Origin of the sequence: Microbacterium sp., from assembly GCF_035687345.1 — a bacterium.
In the GTDB taxonomy this organism is placed as follows: domain Bacteria; phylum Actinomycetota; class Actinomycetes; order Actinomycetales; family Microbacteriaceae; genus Microbacterium.
The window spans coordinates 19,589-41,044 of the sequence record NZ_DASRXZ010000118.1; the positions used below are offsets into that span (position 1 = coordinate 19,589).

Below are 21,456 nucleotides of genomic sequence, written 5' to 3' on the forward strand. Positions count from 1 at the left end.
CTCCGACGCCGCTCGACCCTCTAGATCCCCCGGCGGCTGAGCGTCACGTGCACGACGCCGCTCGGCGACGACACCTGCTCGATGTCGTAGTCCGCCTCGAGGCCCTCGAGGCCGTCCCACACGCGCTCGCCGCGGCCCAGCACGATCGGCACGACGACGAAGTGCGCGACGTCGACGACTCCCGCGGCCAGGAACTCGCGGATCATCGTCGCGCCGCCCCCGAGCCGCACATCGCGGCCACCCGCCGCCTCCTTCGCGGTGGCGACAGCCTCTTCGGGCGTCGCGTCGATGAAGTGGAAAACGGTGCCGCCCTCCATCTCCATGGGCGGCCGGGGGTAGTGGGTCAGCACGAAGACAGGGGTGTGGAACGGCGGGTTCGGTCCCCACCACCCGCGCCATTCGTCCTCTTCTCCCACCTTCGTCCACGGTCCCGTCTCGGGCGTGAACTTGCGGCGTCCCATGATCTCGGCACCGATGCCGAGCGTCTCATGCTGCTCCGCGAACGCGTTGTCGATGCCGTGACCGCCCCCTGACCCGCCGAACATCGCGCGCCCGAAGCGCGTCGCGAACATCCACTCGTGCAGCCGTTCACCGGCGTGGCCGAACGGCTCGTCGAAGCTCTGTGGCTCGCCCGTGCCGAAGCCGTCGAGCGAGATCGAGAAGTTCTGTACGCGGACGAGAGACATGCCGAGCACCTCCGAAAGCGCGGATCCACACGCTCTTGGCACGCTAGACCCACTCGCCGACACCGCGACAGGGGGTGGGTCGCGGTTCAGGCGAGCGAGACGGATGCCGCGGCATCCGCCCTTCGCACCTCAGCGTCCTCATCGGCGAGCCGCCGCGCGATAGCGGCGACCGCCTCAAGACCGGCGCGGTTCGCCCCGACCGTCGACTGCGATGGACCGAAGCCGACGAGGTGCACGCGCGGCTCGCGGAGCGGCTGCGTGCTCCGCATCGTGATTCCGCCGAGCTCGTTGCGCAGCCCGAGCGGATCGAGGTGCGCGAGCGACGCCTTGAAGCCCGTCGCCCACAGGATGGCGTCGACGGGCGTGAACGAGCCGTCCGCCTCGCGCACCCCGTACGGCTCGATCGCCGTGAACATCGGTCGCCGCTCGAGCGCTCCGCGGTCCTTCGCGGCACGGGCGTACGGCGTCCAGGGCAGGCCTGTGTACCCCACGACGCTGCCCGTCGGCCGGCCGGCCTCGACATCGGCGACGACTTTCGCGATGGTCTCGCGGCCTGTCGTCTCGGGCATGAACTCGCCCACGATGAAGACCGGCTCGCGACGCGTGTACCAGAAGGTCGTCGCGACACGCGAGATCTCTTCGAGCTGCTGGATCGCCGAGATGCCGCCGCCCACGATCGCGACTCGCTGCCCGGCGAACTCGCTCGCCGAGCGATAGTCGCGCGTGTGCAGCTGACGGCCCCGGAAGCTGTCCTTGCCGGGGTGGTCCGGAAGCACGGGGTTGTCCCACGTGCCCGTCGCGTTGACGACGAAGCGCGTGATCCACACGCCGATGTCGGTCTCGACGACGAGGTCGCCCGCCGGAGAGTCGTCCGCGCGGCGTACGGCGGTCACGCGCACGGGCCGCACGATGGGCAGGTCGAGCTCGCGCTCGTACGTCGCGAAATACCGGGGCACGGCCTCGCGGCTCTGCTCGCGCTCGTCGACGGGGGGCTGCCCGATGCCGGGAAGGTCGAAGATTCCGTTGACGGTGGCCATCGTGAGCGACGGCCACCGGTGCTGCCATGCGCCACCCGGGGCGGGGGCGGCGTCGAGCACGACGAAGGTACGCGCGGCATCGGGTTCGTCGATCGCGCTCGCGAATCCCCGCCGCTGCAGGTGGTAGGCCGCCGAGAGCCCCGCCTGCCCGGCGCCGATGACGACGACGGTCGCGCGGCGGAGTTCGGAGATCACGGCGGATGCAACAACCGCGGCACCCGGAACCTTCCGTGCGGCATCCGTCGTCGCTTCGCTCTAGCGTTGTCGTCATGATGCACCTGATCGCCGGAGTCGAGACCGGGGGAACCAAAGTCGTCGCGGCCGTGGGGCGCACGGACGACCCGGGTCGCATCGTCGACGAGATGGAGATCCCGACCACGACTCCCGACGAAGTGGGGGCCCGCGTACGTGCATTCCTGGATCGGCATGAGGTGGTCGACCACGTGGGGATCGCGGCCTTCGGCCCCGTCGACATCGACCCCCGCTCGCCCGGCTTCGGCTCGGTCACCTCGACGCCGAAGCCCGGATGGACCGGCGCTCCGCTCGCCGACCTCGTCGGAGGACGCCCGCACACGATCGTCTCCGACGTCACGGGGGCGGCCCTCGGAGAGCACGCCCGCGGCGCAACCGCTGAGATTCCGGATTCGGCATACATCACCGTCGGCACCGGCGTCGGTGTCGGAGCGCTCGTCGGCGGACGCCCGTTCTCGACGACCGCGCACCCCGAGCTCGGCCACATCGCGATGCGCCGCCATGCCGATGACGACTTCGCGGGCGTGTGTCCGTTCCACGGCGGTGACTGCGTCGAGGGGCTCGCGTCGGGTCCCGCGATCGCCGAGCGGTGGGGCCGGCCCACGCGTGAGCTGGGCGACCTGCTCGACCGCGCGGTCACCCTCGAAGCGTGGTACCTCGGCCAGCTCGTCGCGACCGTCACCTACGCATATCGGCCGCAGCGGATCGTCATCGGCGGAGGCGCGATGAAGATCCCGGAACTGCTCGACGCCGTCCGCGAGGCGTCGGTGCGCGAGATCCGCGGGGCACTCGGAGCGGAGCATCCGTCGAATCGACCCGACACCTATCTCGTGCCGCCCGGTCTCGGCGACCGCGCCGGCGTGATCGGCGCGCTCCACCTCGCGGCCGCGCACGTAGGTTGATCGCGCGTACGGCGGGAGCGGTCACGGCCTCGCCGGGTAGTCCGCGCCGCGGGAGAATGGGCGGATGGCGGAATCCGACCAGGTCGAGGTGAGCGCCCTCGCGATCAACGTCGCGATCCCCGAAGGGCTGCGGTGGACGGATGCGCGCCGGGGTCAGAAGTTCGAGTTGCACACCCTCAACGTGCGGCTGATGCCCGACGGCACGCTCGCGGTCAAGGCGTACGGCAAGCCGCTCGAGGGCGGTCGGTCGGGCTACGTCCCGTTCCGGATGCCCGATCGCCCCGAGCTCGTGGCGCTCGTCGAGGCCGCGGCGAGCCGCGCCGCCGAGCGCTGGGCCGGGCACCGCGGGATCAGCTGACGGCTCCGCGCCCACACGCGTCACTCGCCGAGTGCACGACTTCACGCCGAGCGCACGACGTGCCGACGTCGCAAAGCCGTGCACTCGACGAGAGGCCGTGCACTCGGCGCCCACCGTGACCGGGACGAACCGCCCCGGTCAGGGGTACGTTCCCGCCGCGGCCTAGACTGGAGGCGTCCCCTTCGCGTCGAGGAACACCCGTGAGCACATCCCCGCAAACCCGCGCCTTCGAGGTCTGGCACGTCCAGCTCGCGCGCGCCATCTTCGCGGGCATCGCCGCGGTCATGATCACCTTCTCGCCCGACCACTCAGCCGAGGTCGGTCTCGCGGTGTTCAGCGGCTTCGCGCTCGCGACCGGCATCGTGATGCTCGTCGCGGCCTGGCTCGTCTACCCCGTGCGGCGCAAATGGCCGGCGGTCCTGCTCGGAATCGCCTCGGTCGCCGCGGGCATGGCCGGCGGCCTGCCGCCGGTGCGCTCGACGATCCTCTTCTTCGTGCTCGTGATCGCGTGGGCGTTCGCAGCCGGGCTCATCGAGACGATCTCCGGATGGCGCGCACTGCGCGCGGTCAAGCGCGGCGAGCTCGCGCTGGGTCCTGCATCCGAGGCCCGCGACGCCGTCGTCGTCGGGGTCGTGACCCTCGTGCTCGCGGTCGCGCTCCTGCTCGTGCCGGTCGGGTTCTCGCTCGACTACACCGTGGCCGAAGCCGGCCAGACCTACACGCTGACGGGCATCATCCTCGCCGTCGGCATCTTCGGAGGCTACGCCGCCATCGTCGCGGTCTACCTCGCGATCGCGGGGTTCTCGCCGCGCAAGCCGCAGCCGCAGCCGGCGCCGGCCGAGTCGCCCGCCACCCACGACGGAGGTTCCGCATGACCGACCGGCCGACCCGACGCGCCCTCATGAAGCCGCTGCAGCTGCTCGGCCTCGCTCTGCTGGCCGCCGTCTTCGCCGGGGTGGTGACCCTCGTGTCGATGGGCTTCTTCCAGGGCCGCACGCCCGATCAGTCCAGCCGCGCGCTCGTGTTCGCCGCGGTCGTCGCCGGCATCACGTTCATCGTGGCACTCGTGGGCCTCGCGCTCATGCTGCTCGCCGTCGATCCGGCCGAGGTGCAGAAGACGGTCGACCGCCCCGTCCTCATCGAGAAGGACGAGCGCCGCGCGGCGCAGAAGCCGGGCAAGCAGTCGGGCGATGAGCCGGACGCCCCGGCTACCGACACGCGCGAGCCCTGACCGCGCGGACGCCGACGCGTCAGGCGTCGTCGACGAGCGACGCCGCAAGACCCGTGTAGGTCGCAGGCGTCAGTGCGAGGAGGCGCTGCTTCGCGGCATCCGTGATGTCGAGTCCGTTCACGAACTCGGCCAGTTCCGCAGCGCCGACCCGGCGGCCGCGCGTGAGGTCCTTGAGCAGCGCGTACGGATCGGTGATGGAGGAGTGTCCGGCCGCGATCTCGGCGCGCACGACGGTCTGGATCGCCTCGGCGAGCACCTCCCAGTTCGCGTCGAGGTCGGCGCGCAGCACGTCCTCGGCGAGCGAGATCTCACGCAGGCCCCGCTCGAGGTTGTCGAGCGCGAGCAGCGAGTGACCGAACGCGACGCCGATGTTGCGCTGCGTGGTCGAGTCGGTGAGATCGCGCTGCAGGCGGGACGTCACGAGCGTCGACGCGAGGGTCGTGAACAGGCCACCCGAGATCTCGAGGTTCGCCTCGGCGTTCTCGAACCGGATGGGGTTGATCTTGTGGGGCATCGTCGACGATCCGGTCGCGCCGGCCACGGGGATCTGCGCGAAGTAGCCGAGCGAGATGTACGTCCAGATGTCGGTCGCGAGGTTGTGCAGGATGCCGCCCGCGTGCCGCACACGGTCGTAGAGCTCGACCTGCCAGTCGTGTGACTCGATCTGCGTCGTCAGCGGGTTGAAGCCGAGGCCGAGCGACTCGATGAACTCGCGCGTGATGAGCGGCCAGTCCACCTTCGGGTCGGCCGCGGCGTGCGCCGACCACGTGCCGGTCGCGCCCGAGAACTTCGCGAGGTATTCGGATGCCGCGACCTGCGTCGCGACCCGCTCGAGGCGCCACGCGAAGACGGCGAGCTCCTTGCCCATCGTGGTGGGCGTCGCGGGCTGGCCGTGTGTGCGCGACAGCATCGCGGCATCGCGGTGCTTCGCGGCGAGGGAGCGCAGCGACCGGATCACGGTGCGCAGCTTCGGGAGCCAGACCTCGGTGACGGCGCGCTTCACGATGAGCGCGTACGACGTCGAGTTGATGTCCTCGCTCGTGCAGGCGAAGTGGGTGAGCTCGGCGATCGAGTCGAGTCCGAGCTTCGAGAGCCGATCGCGCACGAGGTACTCGACCGCCTTCACGTCATGGCGGGTGACGGCTTCGCGCTCGGCGAGCCAGTCGATCTCCTCCTGCCCGAAGTCGAGGTAGAGCGCGCGCAGGCGCAGCTTCTGCTCCTCGGTGAGCGGCGTCGTGCCGAACAGCGCGTGGTTCGTCAGCGTGATCAGCCACTCGACCTCGACCTCGACCCGGGCGCGGTTGAGACCCGCTTCGGAGAGGTACTCGGCGAGCGGGGCGACGGCGGCGCGGTAGCGGCCGTCGAGCGGGCTGAGGGGCTGGGCGGGGAACTCGGTCACGGGACTCCCGTCGGACGCGGCTGATCGGCTGGGGCCGGAGCCGGGACGTTCGATGCTCGGCGATCGCCGCCGACCTGTTCAGATAGCGGTGCGCATCGCGGGTTCGAGCTGCCGGAAGAGCGCCCGGCTCGCACTCTCGATCATACCGAGCACCTCGTCGAACATCGCGGGCCCCGCGTAGTACGGGTCGGGCACGTCGAGTGTGTGCGCGGCATTGTCGAACGACATGAGCAGCGCGATCTTGTCGGCGTCGGTGTGGCCGCGGGCCCATCCCCGCAGGATGCGCTCGTGCGAGCGGTCGAGCGCGACGATCAGGTCGTTGCGGACGAAGTCGTCGTGGGTGAATTGTCGCGCGCGGTGTCGCGTGCCGTCATAGCCGCGCCGCGCGAGCGCGTCGAGCGTGCGCTGGTCGGCGCGCTCTCCGACGTGCCAGTCGCCGGTGCCCGCGCTGCTCGAGGCGATCCGGTGGCCGAGGCCCGCGGCATCCGCGAACCCTCGGAACACGATGTCGGCCATCGGGGAGCGGCAGATGTTTCCGGTACAGACGAAGACGACGCGGAACGGCTCGATGACGCTCGCGGTCATGGGTTCCATCATGGCGCGGCACGCGCCCTGGTCAAGGGGCCGAAGCCCGATGTGCGAGAGACGGATGCCTCGACTCGGCTCCTCCCCAGGGGCGCGCGCTCGGCGCGTCGCGCACGGGTTGCTCGCGGCCGGGGTTTCCCGGATGACCTTGTCCGCACGATGGGTGCCATGCCTCTCGACATCGCGTGCGCCGCCTCGCCCGCCCAACTCGCGCTCATCGAGGAGCTCGACGGCGTCGTGCGGGCGCTCGCGGCGCTCGGCGACCGGATCCTCGAGGTCGCCGCCGACGCACGCGGACTCGCGGCGCTCACCGACTGGCGGGCGCGTGCGGCGGTGGCGTTCCACGAGCGCGCGGAGGAGTGGGCGGGCGAGATCTCATCGCTGTACTGCCCGACCGACACCGCCCGCCTCCTGGCGGCGGAGGCTCGCGATCGGGCGGCGCTCGCGGTGTGGGAGGGGTGCTGAATGGGCGACGAGCTCGAGATCCGCGCGGGCGGCGCCGTCGCCGTCGACAGCGACACGCTGCGGCACGCGGCGGGGCGGATCGCGGCGGTGAAGGGGGAGCTCGAGGAACTGGGCGGGCGGCTGATCTTCGTGCAGGGCGCGCTCGCGGGCCACCGCGGCAGGGCAGCCGAGGCGTACGACGCCGCCTGTCTCGTGTTCGCACGCCTCACGGAGGCACTCCGTCAGGCGGACGCGCTGGCCGAGAGGCTCGAGGCGGCGGCGGCCGTGTACGAGCTCGTCGAGCTGAACGTCCGTCACGCCGCCGCGCTGCTCGCCGGCGACGCTGGGGCAGCCGCGCGGATCGACATGCTCCGCGATCGTCTCATGGCGGAGTGGCCCGATGCGATGGAGCGGGCCCGAGGTCTCGAGCTCGAACGGGCGGTCATGTGGCCGTCCGAGCTGGCGCGGCAGTCGACGCTGTTCGGCTTCACCGCGGGCGAAGAGGTGAGCGAGCGCGGCGCGATGATCGGGGGCGTCGTCGCGGGGCTTCCGACGATCGCGCTCGCGGCCGCCGCGGGGCTGTCGCGCGCGGGTCTCATCGAGAGGGGCGATCGGCTCGTGGGCGGTCCGGCCTCGGTCTCGATCAGCCGCGTGCGTCCAGACCCCTCCGCGAAGGGCTCGCCGATGTCGCTCGCCGGCGCCGCGCGGCGAATCCCGAACGGCGCCGGCGCCTCCCGCGTACGGGTCGAGAAGTACACGATGCCTGACGGCCGCCGCGAGTTCGCGGTCTACGTCGCCGGCATGCAGTCGCAGGCGTTCGGGCGCTACGAGGCGTGGGACAACGCGTCGAACGTCGAGCTCTACGTCGGCTACGAGTCGGCCTCCTACACCGCGACAGTCGAGGCGCTCGAGGCCGCGGGCGCCCGCCCGGGCGACACCGTCCACGCATTCGGCTTCTCGCAGGGCGCGATGATCGCCTCCCACCTCGCGATGGAGGGCGATTACGACGTGCAGACGCTCGTCACGTACGGATCACCCGTCGAGGCGGATGCCGAGCCCGGCACGCTCTCGGTCGGCATCCGTCACCGCGACGATCCTGTCACCGCGCTCGCGGGTGGCGGGCACATGGCGGCGGTGGGCGCATCCGGAAGCTTCGTCGCCGAACGGGTCTACGACCCCGCCGTGGAGTACGACGACGCCCTGCTGCCCGCGCATCGCCTCACCGCGTACGCCGAGACGGCGGCCCTCGTCGACGCGTCGGACGACCCGCGGGTGGCCGGGTTGAAAGAGGTGTTCGCGCGGCTCGGCGAGGCGAGCTCGGTCGAGGTCAGCGAGTTCGGCGCGCGGCGAGTCGTCGAAGAGTTGCCGTCAGGACCGCCGTCGTGACCGGATCAGCGCTTCTTCGGGCGCAGGATCACGCCGAACACCCAGTTGATGATCGAGATGATCAGCGCCGCCACGACGCCCCACCAGAAGTCCTCGACGCGAAGGCCCCACGTCCACCAGTGGGTGAGCCACGCGGTCAGCCACAGCAGGAACGCGTTGATGATGAGGCCGATGAGCCCGAGCGTCAGGATGTAGATGGGGAACGCCAGCACCTTGATGACCGTGCCGATGATCGTGTTCACGATCGCGAACAGCGCCGCGACGATCAGCAGGGTCAGGATGTACTGCAGCGTGTCGCCCGGCGGGAACGCGATGACGCTGACCTGCAGCGCGGGAATGAGTGTCACGACCCAGATCGCGAACGCGTTGACGACGACTCGGATGAGGAAGCCCATAGTCCCGTCAGTCTGGCACGCGGGTCGGACGGGCGGGAAGGGTGGCGCGCCCCCGACGGCGCGGACCGCCCGTCGCCCTCGCTGTGCTTCGCGAGCGTCGACGTGTCGCGACTCCTAGACTCGTGGCGTGACCGACGTCCCCGACATCCCCGTGCGCGTCCGCCCCGAGATCGCGGCGCTGCCTCCCTACAAGCAGGGGAAGCAGGCCGGATCCGACGCCTTCAAGCTCTCGAGCAACGAGAACCCGTTCGATCCTCTTCCGGGAGTGCTCGAAGCGGTGCGGTCAGCGTCGGCGCTGAACAGATACCCGGATGCCACGGCGGCCCGGCTGCGCGACCGGCTCGCCGACCGATTCGGCGTCCCGGCCGAGCAAGTGCACATCGGGGCGGGGAGCGTGTCGATCCTCGCGCAGCTCGTGCTCGCCACCTCGGGGCCGGGCGACGAGGTGATCTTCGCGTGGCGCTCGTTCGAGGCCTACCCGTGGCTCGCGGTGCTCGCCGGTGCGACACCGGTCATGGTGCCGCTCGCCGAGGGAGCGCGCCACGACCTTCACGCGATGGCGGATGCCGTCACCGACCGCACGCGCGCCGTGATCGTGTGCACGCCGAACAACCCGACCGGCCCGATCGTCACGCAGGAGGAGTTCGACGCGTTCATCGAGCGCGTGCCGTCGGACGTGCTCGTGATCCTCGACGAGGCCTATGCCGAGTTCGTCACCGACCCCGACTCGGTCGACGGCATGCGCGTGCTGGGGAACGCGGGGCATCCGAACGTCGTCGTCCTACGCACCTTCTCGAAGGCGTTCGGTCTCGCCGGGCTCCGCGTGGGCTACGCGGTCGGCCACCCGCGCATCCTCGACGCGGCGCGCAGCGCGAGCATCCCGCTGTCCGTCACCGCGCAGGCCGAGATCGCGGCGCTCGCGAGCCTCGATGCGGAGAAGGAGCTGCTCGAGCGCGTGGGCGTCATCGCGACGCGTCGCGACGCGCTCGTCGCGGCGCTGCGCGACCTCGGATGGGCGATTCCCGACGCGCAGGGCAACTTCGTGTGGTTCCCCCTCGGCGACGAGACGATGGCCGTCGCGGAGCGCTTCGAGGAGGCCGGGCTCATCGTCCGACCGTTCGCAGGAGACGGCATCCGGGTCTCGGTGGGCGAGGAGGAGTCTGTCGAGAAGATACTGGGGATCGCGGCATCCGTTGTTCAAGACCTCCCAGAAGGGCACGCAGGCCGCGGGCTAGCGTAGAACGGTGACTTCGGACCACGGCTTCCAGCCCGAAGAACCCGTCCGCGTTCTCGCCGCGGACGGATCGTTCTCCCCGACACCTGCCGCGGAACGCTATCTGCCCCTCGTCGATGCCCTCACCGACGCCGAGCTCGAAGGCTTCTATCGCGACATGGTCGTGATCCGCGCCTTCGACCGTCAGGCGACGAACCTGCAGCGACAGGGTCAGCTCGCGCTGTGGCCGCCGAGCTACGGGCAGGAGGCGGCCCAGGTCGGCTCCGCCCGTGCGACCCGTCCGCAGGACCACGTGTTCCCCTCGTACCGTGAGCACGTCGTCACCCGAATCCGCGGTGTCGACCCGATGGACATCATCCGCCTCATGCGGGGTCTCACCCACGGCGGGTGGGATCCGTACGACCCGCGCAACGGCAACACCCACATCTACACGCTCGTGCTCGGCGCGCAGACGCTGCACGCGACCGGCCTCGGCATGGGGCTCGTCTTCGACGGACGCACCGGCACGGGCGACCCCGACCGCGACGAGGCCGTCATCGTCTATTACGGCGACGGGGCGTCGAGCGAGGGCGATGTGCACGAGGCGATGGTCTTCGCGGCGAGCTATCAGACTCCCCAGGTCTTCTTCCTGCAGAACAACCAGTGGGCGATCTCGGTGCCCGTGACGACGCAGTCCCGCACGCCGCTGCACCGCCGCGGCGAGGGCTATGGCATGCCGAGCATCGCCGTCGACGGCAACGACGTGATCGCGAGCTACGCCGTCACGAAGGTCGCGCTCGACGAGGCGCGCGCCGGCGGCGGCCCGCGCGCGATCGAAGCGCTCACGTACCGCATGGGCGCCCACACGACGAGCGACGATCCCACGAAGTACCGTGCGTCCGACGAAGAGCAGTCGTGGGCGAAGCGCGACCCGATCGTGCGGCTGCGCGCGTACCTGGAGTCGCGCGGGGCATCTGAAGCGTTCTTCTCGGATGTCGAGGCCGAGGCATCCGCCGTCGCCGACGACACGCGCGTGCGCACCAACGCCCTCGAGGGCATCCCCGCGACGAAGATGTTCGACCACGTCTACAGCGAGCCGCACCCGCTCATCGACGAGCAGCGGCGGTGGCTCGCCGAGTACGAGGCGTCGTTCGAGGAGGGGGCATCGTGACCGAGACCGACCCCGTCGCCGGCATCCACCCGGTCGCCGGCGCCCACCCGGTCGCCGGCACCCGCCCGGTCGCCGGCACCCACCCGGTCGCCGAGCTCGCCGAGGCGTCGTCCAGCCCTTCGACAGGCTCAGGGACCGCGGGAACAGGCTCAGGGACCGGGGGGACAGGCTCAGGGACCGGGGGGACAGGCACGGGCACCGGGGGCGCAGGCACCGGCAACGGAGGGACAGGCTCAGGGACCGAAGAGACAGGCACCGGTAACGGAGGGACAGGCACGGGCACCGGAGGGTCGACGCCGCCGGCGCCGACCGGCACGCAGTCGATGCCGTTCAGCCGAGCCCTCAACGCGGGCCTGCGGGCCTCGCTCGCGAACAGCGACCGAGTGCTGCTCATGGGCGAGGACATCGGCCGCCTCGGGGGCGTCTTCCGCGTCACGGAGGGTCTGCAGGCGGAGTTCGGCGACCGCCGCGTGCTCGACTCGCCGCTCGCCGAGTCGGGACTCGTCGGCACCGCGATCGGCCTCGCGATGGTCGGGTTCCGGCCCGTCGTCGAGATCCAGTTCGACGGATTCGTCTTCCCCGCGTTCGACCAGATCACGACGCAGCTCGCGAAGCTCACGAACCGGCACGAGGGCGCGCTGAGCCTTCCGGTCGTCATCCGCATCCCCTACGGCGGGCACATCGGCGCGGTCGAGCACCACCAGGAGAGCCCCGAGGCGTACTTCACGCACACGCCCGGCCTGCGGGTCGTGAGCCCGTCGACGCCGAACGACGCGTACTGGATGATCCAGGACGCGATCGACTCGAACGACCCCGTCATCTTCCTCGAGCCGAAGGCGCGCTACTGGCAGAAGGGGGAGGTCGACCTCGACGCGCGCGCCCTGCCGTTGCACGCGTCGCGCATCGTGCGCCGCGGCACCGACGTCACGCTCGTCGGGCATGGCGCGATGGTCACGACGCTCCTGCAGGCGGCGGCGATCGCCGAGTCGGAGGGCACGTCGTGCGAGGTCGTCGACCTGCGCTCGCTCTCGCCCGTCGACTACGGCCCGATCCTCGACTCGGTGCGCCGCACGGGCCGCATGGTCTACGCGCAGGAGGCCCCGGGCTTCACCTCGCTCGGCAGCGAGGTCGCCGCGACCGTCATGGAGAAGGCGTTCTACGCGCTCGAAGCGCCTGTGCTGCGGGTGTCGGGCTTCGACACACCGTTCCCGCCCGCCAAACTCGAGGGTGTCTACCTGCCCGACGCCGACCGCGTGCTCGAGGCCGTCGACCGGGCGCTCACGTACTGACGGATGCCGCGAAAGGATCCCGCATGACGACCCAGACCTTCGTGCTCCCCGACGTCGGCGAAGGACTCACCGAGGCCGAGATCGTCTCGTGGCGCGTCAGCCCCGGCGACCGCGTCGCCGTGAACGACGTGATCGTCGAGATCGAGACCGCGAAGTCACTCGTCGAGCTCCCGTCGCCCTTCGACGGCACGGTCGGCGAGATCCTCGCGGCGGAGGGCACGACAGTGGCCGTGGGCGCGCCGATCATCACGATCGTCGGTGACGACAGGGCGACGGATGCGTCCGCCCCGAGCGGGTCGCCGGTCACCGTCGGCCAGACCGAGCACGGCGCGCCCAGCGAACCGCCGGCGGGTGAAGGGTCGGTGCTCGTCGGCTATGGGACGGGCGGACACGTGCAGTCGCGCCGGCGCGTGGTTCGACAGGCTCACCAACCGGGTTCAGAGGCTCGAGAGCGGGTCGCGGCATCCGTCGGCGTCATCGCGAAGCCGCCCATCCGCAAGCTCGCGCGCGACCTCGGCGTCGACCTCGCCGATGTCGTGCCCACCGGGCCCGCGGGCGACGTGACGCGCGACGACGTGCTCAAGCACGCCGAGCAGGCGAGTGTGTTCCGCAACATCCAGACGCCCGATTGGGGCACGGTGCGCGAGGAGACGATTCCGGTCGAGCGCGGCGCGGGTGCGGCATCCGTCACGCCCGTCGTCGCTGCGGCCGCTCCGGTGCCTCCTGCCGACGAGGAGCGCGAGGAGACCATCGAGGTCAAGGGCGTGCGCAAGGCCACGTCGTCGGCGATGGTGCGCTCGGCCTACACGGCGCCGCACGTGTCGGTGTGGACCGACGTCGACGCGACCCGCACGATGGAGCTCGTCAAGCGGCTCAAGGCGTCGCCCGACTTCGCCGACGTCAAGGTGTCACCGCTGCTGATCATGGCGCGCGCGGTCATCTGGGCCGTGCGCCGCACACCGATGGTCAACGCGGCGTGGGTGGACACCGATCACGGTGCCGAGATCCGGGTGCGTCGGTACGTGAACCTCGGCATCGCGGCCGCGACTCCGCGCGGCCTGCTCGTGCCGAACATCAAGGACGCGCAGGACCTTTCGATGCGCGACCTCGCGCGCGCGCTCGAGAAGCTCACGCTCACCGCGCGGGAGGGCAAGACGCAGCCGGCCGACCAGCAGGGCGGCACGATCACGATCACGAACATCGGCGTCTTCGGCATGGACGCAGGCACCCCGATCATCAACCCCGGTGAGTCCGGGATCGTCGCGCTCGGGACGATCCGGCAGAAGCCCTGGGTCGTCGACGGCGAGGTGCGCCCCCGCTACGTGACGACGGTCTCGGGGTCGTTCGATCACCGCGTGATCGACGGCGACGGCATGTCGCGGTTCATCGCCGACGTCGCGTCGATCCTCGAGGAGCCGGCGCTGCTGCTCGACTGATCCACGCGCTCGCCCACGAGCCGCCGCGCGAAGTCGATCGCGCGACGAGGCAGGGAACGGCGATCCGGATGCCGCAGCCCCGCGTCCACGGTCACGCTTCCGTCCTTCGTGCTGATGAGGAACGTCGTCCGCACGGCGTCGCCGCCGAGACGGCCCGACTCGCGCTCCGGCACCTGCGCGTATCGGACGGGACCGGAGCCGCGCATGAGCGCCCGCACCGCGAATCCGCGCGGTGACACGAGACGCACCTCGACCGCGGGCGCGGACCGCACATCGCGCAGCACGCCCGTGACGATGTAGCGTCCGCGGCGCATCCGCACCCTGATCCGGCGCAAAGCGTCGTCGTCGACCGGCGGCCGGCGGGCGTGCCGGTCGAGGGCGTCGCGCTCGATGCCGGCCCACAGCTTGGCGATGCCGGCGTCGTCGTACCGGCGCGCCGTGTCGCGGGCGTGCCGGCGCATCGCGGCGAGCGCGTCGTCGTCCTGCGAGCAGAGGCGCGCGAGCGCCACGGCGGCCGCCTCGACGTCGCCCTCGGGCACGAGGCATCCGTTGCGGCCGTCGTCGACGACGTCCGCCGGCCCGTACAGGATGTCGTAGGCGACGGGAAGGCTGCCGACCGCCATGGCCTCGAGCAGCGCCAGCGACTCGCCCTCGGACCGGCTCGTGACGAGAGTCCACGCGCCGCGGCGCACGAAGTCGTGCGCGTCCTCGCGGTAGCCCGCGAACCGCACCGCGTCGCCGAGGCCGAGCCGGGCGGCCTCCGCTTCGAGCACGGCCCGACGGGGACCGTCGCCGACGATGTCGGCCGTCACCGGAATGCCGCGCTCGCGCACCGCCGCGATGATGCGGAGCGCGTGCTCGATGCGCTTCGCGCTGCTGAGGCGCGACACGATCACGCCGTGCAGGCGGTCGGGCGGCAGGCGCTCCACGTCGGGCGGGACCGTGACGCCGTTCGGGGCCACGACGAGATTGCCGGGATCGCCGAGCAGTTCGATCGCGGCTTCCCGTTGGGTCTTCGTCAGGAATGCGACGGCGTCCCACCGGTGCAGATTCTCGAACACGGGCCGCCGAGCCGCTGTGAGGCGGCCCTGCCGATCGGTGTGCGCTCCGTGCACGACGTGGATGAGCGTGACGTTCGGACGCCAGTAGTGCTGCAGTTGCGCGGCGGCGGTCTTGCTGTCGACGACGGCGACCGCCGGCGCATCCGCGATCAGCTCGTCGAGCCATGCGAATCGGAACTCGCGCGCCGTCCGCCACTGACCGGTCGGCTGGCCGGAGCGGTCCAGCGACGTGATGAGGCGTCCGCCGTAGCGGCGGTGCTCGTCGACCACGGCGGTCGTGCCGTCGAGTCGCCGGTGCTCGATCCTGGTCGCTTCGTCCTTCTCGAGCCAGCGGAGCACCGAGCCGGAGTCGCCGCGGACCTCTTCGTCTGGCGGCCGCCGCATCGGCCCCGGTTCGGGAAGGCTCGGCACCGCCTCGCGGTCGACGTCGCGGAAGTGCTCGTAGATGTTCAGGATCCGGATGCCGTCGCACAGCGCGCCGCGCTCGCGCAGCCTGTCGCGCACGGCGGGGTAGTCGGGGCGCTCGTCGAACGTGACGACGTCCACGTCGGCACCCGCGGCGCGGTGGAACGCCCGCGAGCGGTGGAGGAGCGCGGCGGTCATGCCGCCGTACTCGTCGGGAATGCCCCACGTGATCGCGAGGTGCCGGACCGCCGGAAGTGCGGCGGTCCGCGCGCGGTCGTGCTCGGTGAGGGAGCCCATAGCGGCACGGTACGCCGCGGCCGGCGTCATGCGGCGGGGGTTGACGGGGCGCGCATCGGGCGCTTAACGACCCCCAGGGGAAAACGAAGTTGAGAACGATTATCAGTAGCGTTAGTGTATTTCGCATGCGCACCGCTCGACGCCTCACCACGGTGGCCGGATTGGCCGCGGCATCCGCTCTCGTCCTCGCGGGTTGCGCGAGCAGCGGGGCGGACGCGTCCGACGGGCGCATCGAGGTCGTCGCGTCGACAGACGTCTACGGCCAGCTCGTCGAGCAGATCGGCGGCGACCTCGTCGACGTGACCTCGATCGTGTCGTCGGCGAACGGCGACCCTCACGAGTTCGAGCCGAGCGCCCGCGACCAGCTCGCGGTCGCGCACGCACAGCTCATCGTCGAAAACGGCGGCGGCTACGACTCCTTCGTCGACGCGCTCATCGAGTCGAGCGGCAGCGACGCCGACGTGCTCACCGCGGTCGAGTTCTCGCACGCGTGGGAGGGCGGCGCCGCGCACGACGACTCCGGCGAAGACGAGCACGACGACTCCGGCGAGCACAGCCACGACCACGAGCACATCGAGGGCTTCAACGAACACGTCTGGTACGACGTGCGCGCGATGGCCGACCTCGCGCTCGGGATCGCGTCGAAGCTCGAGGCGCTCGACCCCGACAACGGAGATCTCTTCCACGACAACGCCGCCGCGTTCACGGCCGAGATCGAGGCGATCGAGGCGCAGCTCGCCGAGATCGATGCGGCCGATGCCGGCGCGGGGGTCTTCGTCACCGAGCCCGTGCCGGTGTACTTCGTCGAGGCCGCAGGGCTGATCGACCTCACGCCGGATGCGTTCAGCGAGGCCGTCGAAGAAGGTCAGGACGTGCCGCCCGCGACGCTGCTCGAGGCGCTCGACCTCATCGCGAGCGGCGACGTGCGCGTGGTGATCGCCAACACGCAGACCGGCGGAGCCGAGACGACGCGGGTCGTGAACGAGGCCGATTCGCACGGCATTCCCGTCATCGAGTTCTCCGAGACCCTCCCCGAGGGCCAGACTTACCTCTCGTGGATGCAGGCGAACGCGACGACGCTGGCGGAGGCGCTCGCCGGATGAGCGGAGCCGCCCCACAAGTGCGGAACGACACGGATGCCTCGCCCCTCAGCATCCGCGGAGCCGCGTTGCGTCGCGGCGACCGTGAACTGTGGAGCGGCCTCGACCTCGACGTGCGGCCCGGTGAGCTCATCGCCGTGCTCGGCCCCAGCGGCTCGGGCAAGACGACGCTGCTGCGCGCGATCCTCGGCCTCGAGCCGCTGAGCGCGGGCACGATCACGGCGCTCGGCGTTGTTCGACAGGCTCAGCAGCCCGGATTCGGACATCGCGGCGACCGCCGCATCGGGTACGTGCCGCAGCAGCGGCCGCTCCCTCCCGACACCGCCCTGCGGGGGCGCGACCTCGTCGCGCTGGGCGTCGACGGGCACCGGTTCGGGTTCCCGTGGCCACGCCGCGGAGACCGCGCCCGCGTCGACCGTCTCGTGCACGAGGTGGGCGCGGATGCCTTCGCCAACCGCCCTGCCGGCACGTTGTCAGGCGGAGAGCAGCAGCGCCTCCGCATCGGACAGGCGCTCGCCGACGACCCGCGACTGCTGCTGTGCGACGAGCCGCTCACGAGCCTCGACCTCGCGAATCAGCAGGCGGTGGTCGGCCTCATCGACCGACATCGGCGGAGCGGCGCATCCGTCTTGCTCGTGACCCACGACATCAACCCGCTGCTCGGCAAGGTCGACCGCATCCTCTACATCGCGAACGGGCGGTTCATGCTCGGCAAGCCGCAGGAGGTGCTGCGCTCCGATGTGCTGACCGATCTGTACGGCGCGCACGTGTTCGTGCTGCGCGCGGGCGACCGGTTGGTCGTCGTGGGCGCACCCGATGCCGAGGAGTCGCACCACTACCACGCGGACGGCGAGGCCACCGCATGAACTGGGACGACGTGTGGGACGCGATGTTCGGCGGCCTGCCCTACTACGGCGAGATCCTCGCGCTCGTGTCGAACTCGGTGTGGGCCGGCGCTGTGCTCGGGCTCGTGGGCGGACTCATCGGGGTGTTCGTCATGCAGCGCGACATGGCGTTCGCGGTGCACGGCATCAGCGAGCTGTCGTTCGCCGGCGCCGCGGCGGCGCTGCTCATCGGTGCCGATGTCGTGGGCGGATCGATCGTCGGGTCGCTCATCGCGGCCGGGATCATCGGATGGCTCGGCGCCCGCGCCCGCGACCGCAATTCGATCATCGGGGTGCTCATGCCCTTCGGGCTGGGCCTCGGCATCCTGTTCCTGTCGCTGTACAGCGGTCGCAGCGCGAACCGCTTCAGCCTGCTGACCGGCCAGATCGTGTCGGTGCAGTCCGATCAGCTCGGGTGGCTCATCGTGATCGGCGCAGTCGTGCTGCTCGGCATCCTGCTCATCTGGCGCCCGTTGCGCTTCGACTCCCTCGACCCGCAGGCCGCCGCCGCGCGCGGCGTGCCGACGACCGCGGTGTCGCTCGCCTTCATGCTGCTGCTCGGGCTCATCGTCGCGGTCGCGGTCCACATCATCGGCGCGCTGCTCGTGATGGCCCTGCTCGTGACGCCCGCCGCCGCCGCGATGCGCGTGACCGCCGGACCGCTCGCCGTGCCGGTGCTGTCGGCCGTGTTCGGGCTCGTCTCGGCGGTCGGGGGCATCCTCCTCGCGATCATGGGCACGCTCCCCGTGAGCCCCTACATCACGACGATCTCGTTCGCGATCTACGTCGTGTGCCGCGTGATCGGCGCACGGCAGGGTCGCGTGACGAGGGAGCACGTGCACGCATGACGGATGCCGCGGCATCCGCTGACCGGTCGAGCCGGCGTCCAGGCTCTCGCTCAGGCCCCGCCGGTAGACTCCCGGGCATGTCCGATCGGTCCGGAGTGCAGCGCGCCCACGCGGCACCGGCACCCGCGAACCCGGTTCCGCAGCGCACGACGTGGCAGCGCGAGCGCGTGCGCGAGGCGCTCGCCGATGCGCGCGGCTTCGTGAGCGCGCAGACCCTCCACGCGACGCTGCGCGAAGAGAACACGGGCATCGGACTCGCGACGGTCTACCGCGCGCTCGCCGGACTCGCCGCCCTCGGCGAAGCGGATTCGCTGCAGAGCCCCGAGGGCGAGAACCTCTACCGCGCATGCGAGTCACCCGGACACCACCACCACCTGATCTGCCGCTCGTGCGGACTCACGGTCGAGATCGAGGCGAACGACGTCGAGCAGTGGGCGCGGCGCACCGCCGAGCAGCACGGCTTCATCGAGGCACAGCACGTCGTCGACATCTTCGGGCTGTGCGAGTCGTGCGCGCGGGCGCGGACCGGCGAGCGTGACGCGGACTGATCCCTCCCGGGTCGCTGGGCGAGGCGCGCAGCGACGCGACGAAGCGCGGCGACAGGACGCTTCGTCTCGCTCCGCTCGCTCAGCGACCGGTGGCCTGATCTGGATCGGCGTGGGAATCGCCTTCGTGGCACTCCTCTTCGCGATCGACGCCCTCGCGCCGACGCTCTACGACGCCTCGCTTCCCACTCGCGCGCAGGACGGGCTGACCCTCGCGCTGAGCGTGCTCATCGAGTCGCTGCCCTTCGTGGTGCTCGGGGTCGTGCTCTCGATCGTCGTGCAGGTGTGGGTGCCGCCGGGCGTCCTCGAGCGCTGGATGCCCCGCCGCGCGTGGGCACGCCGCATGGTGCTCTCGCTGCTCGGCATGTTCATCCCCGTGTGCGAGTGCGGCAACGTGCCGTTCGCGCGCGGTCTGCTCATGCGCGGATTCACGGTGCCCGAGACGCTGACGTTCCTCATCGCGGCGCCGATCGTGAACCCGATCGTGATCATCACGACCCACCAGGCCTTCGGATTCGACGACGGAATCCTGGTCGCCCGACTGCTCGGGGGCTACGCGATCGCGAACCTCGTCGGGTGGCTGTACAGCCGGCATCCGTCGCCCGATTCCCTGCTCACCGAGCGGTTCCGAGACACGTGCGCCCTTCGGCAGGCTCAGGGACCGGGTGTCGGCGCCCGCGGCCACTGGAACCGCACCCTCGCCCAGTTCGTGATCGAGCTGCGCGCCGTGATGCCGGCGCTCATCATCGGTTCGGCGCTTGCGGGCGCGGTACAGGTGCTGGTTCCGCGCGACACGCTGCTCGCGATCGGCTCGAACCCGGCGCTGTCGATCGTCGCGATGATCGCGCTCGCGATGGTCGTCTCGATCTGCTCGAACGTCGACTCGTTCTTCGCGCTGTCGTTCGCGTCCACGTTCACGCCCGGGTCGATCGTCGCGTTCCTCCTCGTCGGACCGCTCGTCGACGTCAAGATGCTCGCGCTCATGCGAACGACCTTCACGTGGCGCACGCTGGGCGGCATCGTCGTGATCGTGGTGCTCGCCGCCTTCGCGATCGGGACGGGGGTGAACCTCCTTGTCTAAGTCGCACGCGCTCGCGACGCGCTGGCTCGGCGTCGGGCTCGCGACGGTGCTCGCCGTCGTGACCCTCGGTCTCGGCCTCACCGGGCGCCTCGGTCTCTACATCAACCCCGAATCCGCGTGGTGGGCGATGGGCATGGCGGTTGTGATGCTCGTCGGCGCGATCGCGAGCTTCGCCCTGCCGCTCGGCGCCGAGGAGGATGGTCACGACCACGATCACGGCCACGGCCACGGTGCCTCCCCGGTCGCCGAGCCCTCCCCGGTCGCCGATTCGTCCCCGGTCGCCGAGCCGTCCCCGGTCGCCGAGCCTGTCGAGGCGTCGACCCTTCGACAGGCTCAGGGACCGCGCACGGCTCAGGGACCGCGCACGGCTCAGGGACCGCGCACTGGTCAGGGACCGCGCACGGCTCGGGCGCCGCGCACTGCTCAGGGACCGCGCACGGCTCAGGGGCCGCGCACCCCTCAGGTGCGGCACGCCGCGGCGCTCGTCGCGACGGTGACCGGCGGGGTCGTGGCATCCGGCGTCGTCCTGACCGCCCTCCTGCTGCCGCCCGCGACGCTGTCCGCCGACCTCGCGATGTCGCGGAACATCGGCGCTGCCCCGCTCTTCGCGGGGGCGGATGCCGTGACCCTCGCCGCATCCGGAGACACGACGACCTTCGGCGTCGGCGAGTGGGCGACCGTGTTCGCGACGGCGACGAACCCCGAGACCTTCGACGGTGACGCGGTCGAGCTCACCGGCTTCGCGACGCCCTCCGAGGACGGCGACTTCACGCTCACGCGCCTGGTCATCACGCACTGCGTGATCGACGCACAGCCCGCGGGGCTTCCCGTCGTGACCGATGCCGAGCTGCCCGAGACGGGCCAGTGGGTGAATGTGAGCGGGACCGTGCGCGCAACCTCCGACGGACGCCTCGTGGTCGACGCGACCTCGATCGCGCCGATCGACGAGCCCGGAGACCCGTATGAGTACTGACGCTCCGACGCGGCGCACCCGGTCGCGCGAGCGTCGCGGGCGCTCGTTCGCGCTGACGTTCCTCGCGGTCGCAGGCATTCTCGCCGTGCTCGGCATCGGAGGTGCCGCGGCGAGTGTGCTGCAGGGGCCCCGTGTCACGTCGGTCGAGGTCGATCCCGAGGCAGCGGTCGCGGCATCCGGCTCTCGGCTCATCGTGACGACGACCCAGGCGCTGCAGGAGGTCGATCCCTCGCAGGTCACAGTCGAGCCCGCGACCCCGTTCGCCGTCGACACATCGGGGCGCAGTGTCGGCGTGCGGTTCACGCTGCCGCTGTGGGACGACACCGAGTACACGGTGACGTTCCGCGATGTGCGCGGTACCGCGGCCGGTCCGGCGGCGACGTTCGAGCACACCTTCCGCACGCCCCCCGAAGAGGTGTTCCTGTTGCAGCGCGGTGAGGCGAGCGACACGATCTTCCGCACCGATCTCACGGGCGAG

22 protein-coding genes and 1 pseudogene are annotated in these 21,456 nt (G+C 71.1%); 17 read left to right on the forward strand and 6 right to left on the reverse strand.

Features of this window, described 5'->3' with window-relative positions; translation table 11 throughout:
- Positions 1 to 20: 20 nt before the first annotated feature.
- Together VFF97_RS12930 and VFF97_RS12935 are read right to left on the reverse strand one after the other, a co-directional pair.
- Positions 21 to 686 (reverse strand): dihydrofolate reductase family protein, encoded by a 666-nt coding sequence (locus VFF97_RS12930; protein ID WP_325033903.1) that lies wholly within the window; start codon positions 684 to 686, stop codon positions 21 to 23.
- Between the two features lie 86 nt (positions 687 to 772).
- Positions 773 to 1,915, reverse strand: coding sequence for an NAD(P)-binding domain-containing protein (locus tag VFF97_RS12935; RefSeq protein WP_325033922.1), 1,143 nt, complete (start codon positions 1,913 to 1,915; stop codon positions 773 to 775).
- A 77-nt stretch (positions 1,916 to 1,992) separates the two neighbouring features.
- Between VFF97_RS12935 and VFF97_RS12940 the strand changes: the two genes are divergently transcribed.
- The 4 genes from VFF97_RS12940 (at position 1,993) to VFF97_RS12955 (ending at position 4,466) form a co-directional block, all read left to right on the forward strand.
- The gene (locus VFF97_RS12940) at positions 1,993 to 2,877 is read left to right on the forward strand and encodes an ROK family protein (RefSeq protein ID WP_325033904.1); all 885 of its coding nucleotides are present in this window, start codon (positions 1,993 to 1,995) and stop codon (positions 2,875 to 2,877) included.
- Between the two features lie 64 nt (positions 2,878 to 2,941).
- Positions 2,942 to 3,235 carry a hypothetical protein gene (locus VFF97_RS12945; RefSeq protein WP_325033905.1) on the forward strand — a complete coding sequence of 98 codons (294 nt, stop codon included), beginning with the start codon at positions 2,942 to 2,944 and terminating at the stop codon, positions 3,233 to 3,235.
- A 200-nt stretch (positions 3,236 to 3,435) separates the two neighbouring features.
- On the forward strand, positions 3,436 to 4,110 hold the full coding sequence (locus VFF97_RS12950) for an acyl-CoA synthetase (RefSeq protein WP_325033906.1): 675 nt from the start codon (positions 3,436 to 3,438) through the stop codon (positions 4,108 to 4,110).
- Complete coding sequence (locus tag VFF97_RS12955; RefSeq protein WP_325033907.1) at positions 4,107 to 4,466, forward strand: amino acid transporter; 360 nt, start codon at positions 4,107 to 4,109, stop codon at positions 4,464 to 4,466. The genes VFF97_RS12950 and VFF97_RS12955 overlap by 4 nt, the downstream gene beginning before the upstream one ends.
- A gap of 19 nt (positions 4,467 to 4,485) precedes the next feature.
- Here the strand turns inward: VFF97_RS12955 and purB are convergent, their stop codons facing one another.
- Both purB and VFF97_RS12965 read right to left on the reverse strand, forming a co-directional pair.
- Positions 4,486 to 5,865 (reverse strand): adenylosuccinate lyase, encoded by a 1,380-nt coding sequence (gene purB / locus VFF97_RS12960; protein WP_325033908.1) that lies wholly within the window; start codon positions 5,863 to 5,865, stop codon positions 4,486 to 4,488.
- 78 nt (positions 5,866 to 5,943) lie between these two features.
- Positions 5,944 to 6,450, reverse strand: coding sequence for a low molecular weight protein-tyrosine-phosphatase (locus VFF97_RS12965; RefSeq protein WP_325033909.1), 507 nt, complete (start codon positions 6,448 to 6,450; stop codon positions 5,944 to 5,946).
- A 168-nt stretch (positions 6,451 to 6,618) separates the two neighbouring features.
- Between VFF97_RS12965 and VFF97_RS12970 the strand changes: the two genes are divergently transcribed.
- Both VFF97_RS12970 and VFF97_RS12975 read left to right on the forward strand, forming a co-directional pair.
- Positions 6,619 to 6,915 (forward strand): hypothetical protein, encoded by a 297-nt coding sequence (locus VFF97_RS12970; protein WP_325033910.1) that lies wholly within the window; start codon positions 6,619 to 6,621, stop codon positions 6,913 to 6,915.
- Complete coding sequence (locus VFF97_RS12975; RefSeq protein ID WP_325033911.1) at positions 6,916 to 8,280, forward strand: hypothetical protein; 1,365 nt, start codon at positions 6,916 to 6,918, stop codon at positions 8,278 to 8,280.
- A 5-nt stretch (positions 8,281 to 8,285) separates the two neighbouring features.
- Here VFF97_RS12975 and VFF97_RS12980 read toward each other — a convergent pair whose 3' ends face one another.
- Positions 8,286 to 8,675, reverse strand: a complete 390-nt coding sequence (locus tag VFF97_RS12980; protein ID WP_325033912.1) for a phage holin family protein — start codon at positions 8,673 to 8,675, stop codon at positions 8,286 to 8,288.
- Positions 8,676 to 8,802: 127 nt separating this feature from the next.
- Here VFF97_RS12980 and VFF97_RS12985 point away from each other — a divergent pair, with 127 nt between their 5' ends.
- From VFF97_RS12985 to VFF97_RS13000, 4 genes are all read left to right on the forward strand, one after another.
- Positions 8,803 to 9,915: a histidinol-phosphate transaminase gene (locus VFF97_RS12985; RefSeq protein ID WP_325033913.1), complete on the forward strand. Its 1,113-nt coding sequence runs from the start codon at positions 8,803 to 8,805 to the stop codon at positions 9,913 to 9,915.
- Between the two features lie 4 nt (positions 9,916 to 9,919).
- Positions 9,920 to 11,059 (forward strand): thiamine pyrophosphate-dependent dehydrogenase E1 component subunit alpha, encoded by a 1,140-nt coding sequence (locus VFF97_RS12990; RefSeq protein ID WP_325033914.1) that lies wholly within the window; start codon positions 9,920 to 9,922, stop codon positions 11,057 to 11,059.
- Between the two features lie 323 nt (positions 11,060 to 11,382).
- Entirely contained in the window at positions 11,383 to 12,348 is a 966-nt protein-coding gene (locus VFF97_RS12995) for an alpha-ketoacid dehydrogenase subunit beta (protein ID WP_325033923.1), read from the forward strand.
- A 23-nt stretch (positions 12,349 to 12,371) separates the two neighbouring features.
- Complete coding sequence (locus VFF97_RS13000) at positions 12,372 to 13,784, forward strand: dihydrolipoamide acetyltransferase family protein (RefSeq protein ID WP_325033915.1); 1,413 nt, start codon at positions 12,372 to 12,374, stop codon at positions 13,782 to 13,784.
- On the opposite strand, the gene VFF97_RS13005 is transcribed toward VFF97_RS13000, so the two are convergent.
- Positions 13,697 to 15,547 carry a glycosyltransferase gene (locus tag VFF97_RS13005; RefSeq protein WP_325033916.1) on the reverse strand — a complete coding sequence of 617 codons (1,851 nt, stop codon included), beginning with the start codon at positions 15,545 to 15,547 and terminating at the stop codon, positions 13,697 to 13,699. The two genes, VFF97_RS13000 and VFF97_RS13005, sit on opposite strands and share 88 nt — an antisense overlap.
- 125 nt (positions 15,548 to 15,672) lie before the next feature.
- Between VFF97_RS13005 and VFF97_RS13010 the strand changes: the two genes are divergently transcribed.
- The 7 genes and pseudogenes from VFF97_RS13010 to VFF97_RS13040 form a co-directional block, all read left to right on the forward strand.
- Positions 15,673 to 16,650, forward strand: a complete 978-nt coding sequence (locus VFF97_RS13010) for a metal ABC transporter solute-binding protein, Zn/Mn family (protein WP_325033917.1) — start codon at positions 15,673 to 15,675, stop codon at positions 16,648 to 16,650.
- Entirely contained in the window at positions 16,647 to 17,513 is an 867-nt protein-coding gene (locus VFF97_RS13015) for a metal ABC transporter ATP-binding protein (RefSeq protein ID WP_325033918.1), read from the forward strand. Before VFF97_RS13010 ends, VFF97_RS13015 begins: the two co-directional genes overlap by 4 nt.
- A complete protein-coding gene (locus tag VFF97_RS13020; RefSeq protein WP_325033919.1) occupies positions 17,510 to 18,379 on the forward strand; it encodes a metal ABC transporter permease in 870 nt (289 codons plus the stop codon). The genes VFF97_RS13015 and VFF97_RS13020 overlap by 4 nt, the downstream gene beginning before the upstream one ends.
- A 77-nt stretch (positions 18,380 to 18,456) precedes the next feature.
- A complete protein-coding gene (locus VFF97_RS13025) occupies positions 18,457 to 18,927 on the forward strand; it encodes a transcriptional repressor (RefSeq protein WP_325033920.1) in 471 nt (156 codons plus the stop codon).
- A 124-nt stretch (positions 18,928 to 19,051) separates the two neighbouring features.
- Positions 19,052 to 20,005 carry a permease gene (locus tag VFF97_RS13030; RefSeq protein ID WP_414684259.1) on the forward strand — a complete coding sequence of 318 codons (954 nt, stop codon included), beginning with the start codon at positions 19,052 to 19,054 and terminating at the stop codon, positions 20,003 to 20,005.
- Positions 19,998 to 20,978 (forward strand): TIGR03943 family putative permease subunit, encoded by a 981-nt coding sequence (locus tag VFF97_RS13035; protein WP_325033921.1) that lies wholly within the window; start codon positions 19,998 to 20,000, stop codon positions 20,976 to 20,978. Before VFF97_RS13030 ends, VFF97_RS13035 begins: the two co-directional genes overlap by 8 nt.
- A pseudogene (locus VFF97_RS13040) lies at positions 20,968 to 21,456 on the forward strand (hypothetical protein); the annotation flags it as partial. The gene VFF97_RS13035 and the pseudogene VFF97_RS13040, both read left to right, overlap by 11 nt.

Bases quoted from the DNA above. Each gene is read 5' to 3' on its own strand.
- VFF97_RS12930 (WP_325033903.1), bottom strand. From the start codon at position 686: ATGTCTCTCGTCCGCGTACAGAACTTCTCGATCTCGCTCGACGGCTTC.
- VFF97_RS12940 (WP_325033904.1), top strand. From the start codon at position 1,993: ATGATGCACCTGATCGCCGGAGTCGAGACCGGGGGAACCAAAGTCGTC.
- VFF97_RS12945 (WP_325033905.1), top strand. From the start codon at position 2,942: ATGGCGGAATCCGACCAGGTCGAGGTGAGCGCCCTCGCGATCAACGTC.
- VFF97_RS12955 (WP_325033907.1), top strand. From the start codon at position 4,107: ATGACCGACCGGCCGACCCGACGCGCCCTCATGAAGCCGCTGCAGCTG.
- VFF97_RS12965 (WP_325033909.1), bottom strand. From the start codon at position 6,450: ATGACCGCGAGCGTCATCGAGCCGTTCCGCGTCGTCTTCGTCTGTACC.
- VFF97_RS12970 (WP_325033910.1), top strand. From the start codon at position 6,619: ATGCCTCTCGACATCGCGTGCGCCGCCTCGCCCGCCCAACTCGCGCTC.
- VFF97_RS12975 (WP_325033911.1), top strand. From the start codon at position 6,916: ATGGGCGACGAGCTCGAGATCCGCGCGGGCGGCGCCGTCGCCGTCGAC.
- VFF97_RS12980 (WP_325033912.1), bottom strand. From the start codon at position 8,675: ATGGGCTTCCTCATCCGAGTCGTCGTCAACGCGTTCGCGATCTGGGTC.
- VFF97_RS12995 (WP_325033923.1), top strand. From the start codon at position 11,383: ATGCCGTTCAGCCGAGCCCTCAACGCGGGCCTGCGGGCCTCGCTCGCG.
- VFF97_RS13000 (WP_325033915.1), top strand. From the start codon at position 12,372: ATGACGACCCAGACCTTCGTGCTCCCCGACGTCGGCGAAGGACTCACC.
- VFF97_RS13005 (WP_325033916.1), bottom strand. From the start codon at position 15,547: ATGGGCTCCCTCACCGAGCACGACCGCGCGCGGACCGCCGCACTTCCG.
- VFF97_RS13010 (WP_325033917.1), top strand. From the start codon at position 15,673: ATGCGCACCGCTCGACGCCTCACCACGGTGGCCGGATTGGCCGCGGCA.
- VFF97_RS13015 (WP_325033918.1), top strand. From the start codon at position 16,647: ATGAGCGGAGCCGCCCCACAAGTGCGGAACGACACGGATGCCTCGCCC.
- VFF97_RS13020 (WP_325033919.1), top strand. From the start codon at position 17,510: ATGAACTGGGACGACGTGTGGGACGCGATGTTCGGCGGCCTGCCCTAC.
- VFF97_RS13025 (WP_325033920.1), top strand. From the start codon at position 18,457: ATGTCCGATCGGTCCGGAGTGCAGCGCGCCCACGCGGCACCGGCACCC.